This window comes from Bacillus sp. JJ722, assembly GCF_036963345.1.
In the GTDB taxonomy this organism is placed as follows: Bacteria; Bacillota; Bacilli; order Bacillales; family DSM-1321; genus Bacillus_AD.
Window position 1 is genome coordinate 724 of sequence record NZ_JBALMO010000416.1, and the last position, 1,708, is coordinate 2,431.

At 31.0% G+C, this 1,708-nt stretch carries 2 protein-coding genes; one reads left to right on the forward strand and one right to left on the reverse strand.

Annotation, left to right across the window (positions count from 1 at the left end; translation table 11 throughout):
- The coding region (locus tag V7014_RS26970; protein WP_335512181.1) for a DUF3841 domain-containing protein at positions 1–471 on the forward strand (471 nt) is incomplete at its 5' end.
- Between the two features lie 288 nt (positions 472–759).
- On the opposite strand, the gene V7014_RS26975 is transcribed toward V7014_RS26970, so the two are convergent.
- On the reverse strand, positions 760–1,032 hold the full coding sequence (locus V7014_RS26975) for a hypothetical protein (protein WP_335512183.1): 273 nt from the start codon (positions 1,030–1,032) through the stop codon (positions 760–762).
- Positions 1,033–1,708: the final 676 nt, after the last annotated feature.

Here is a 1,708-nt window from a genome sequence, read left to right on the forward strand (position 1 = left end):
TATCAAGGTAGTGAAAAATTTGCAGATAAGTACTTAAAAGATCATTACAAATGGATGATGGAGCAGATGAAAGAAAAGTTTCCTAATTATGATGGCTCAACATATCCAGTCTGGGTTTGGAAAAGAAACGTCAGTCGGAATGAACAATGTTTATTTAAAAAAGGAACAAAGGGTGTCATGTTAACTCTTGATATACAGGACGAAGATATTTTATGGTCAGATTTTGATTCTTGGCATTGTATACTAAATAATTCACCGATAGTTGATAACGAAGAAGAATGGAATGATTATTTAGCAAATGAGGATGATTATTTAATAGAAGAAACATGGCAGAAAATTTTTGACTTTGATTATTTGCGCAATGCTGATAAAGAATGGCATGGAGAATTTAATGAAGAATGGATTCAAGGTGTAACTCCTATTATTAGAATGGATCAAATTAAAAAGGTTACAAGATTTATAGCTAAATAAAATACTTTTCATTGAGAATTTAAACGTTAATTGCAGTGAATTTCATCCAATATGGTAAGGTTATTATTGAGGTGTACTTGATTATTCGGGGAGATAGAATTATCAAGGTTTCTGGATTAATTAATTGGGGCATTTTACGATGTCTTTGAGATCATTTAAGTGTGTCAAAGATAATTCTCAATAAAAGTAGGGTATCAATTAGAATTGTACTAATTTTGTTGGATATAAGTTATGAAACCAGCTCTTTGAATAATTACGAGGTTTTTATTCAAAGAGCTGGTTGCGATTTTAATACGGAGTAGGCAATGGAGTTCCTGGTGGTCTCCACCATGATTCAACAGTTTTCCAAGCAGTATGATAATCATAACCTCTTCCCATTAGGTAACCGATAGCAACTGCTTCTGTTAAAGCATGTTGAAAACCCAGGTGTTGTGCTTCTTTTAACCCATGACTTATAGCAGGGTGTATTATATTAAGCGTTTGTTGTCCAAGGTTTGAATGTGGTGTTAAATGTGGACTTGGCTGTTGGGGTCGATGATAGTTAATATGTTGGTTGTACAAAGTACCACTCCTATCTTTTAAATAGTTTAATGGGTATTACAATCTTTTATAATTTATGCTATTTGGGTATTTGTGGAATAGGCAAAGAACTTGTATCATTAAATTTTTTTAGTTCTTAAAACTAATTTTACATAAATGATAAAATTGAAATTTCATTAGGAGATGAAAAAATGGCTAAAGTAGAGTTAGTTCATTAAAATAAAGAAGCTCTTAAAGAACCTAATAAATAGTTAATGATATCTCTAAGAGCTATGTAAGTTAGGCATTCATACAATTACGATGTTAATTAAAAAGCTGTACAACTGAAATCGTAATTACCCAACTAAGAAACATACCAGCTAGAAATGATTTAAGATCAAACTTCATAATTTCCTCCTTTAAATCCATTTCATTATTTTAAATATATTTTAGTGGAAATAATTATTTTTACATATCTAATTAGATGACAAGTGTCTTACATTTTTGTAAGACGCAGGTGGGACATATCTAACTTTCAAATAGTATTTACGATGGTATGAATACTTTGCGATTTACAGAGAAATATTATCAATTTCCTTTCTTGAAGTTGAAAATTATACGCCGACTAGCTTTTGAGTCGATGCCTTATTAGTATTTTAGCCCCCATTTATAATTAAAGGCTGGAAATATTTCTTGGGAAAGCGCAGGATTAGACAGA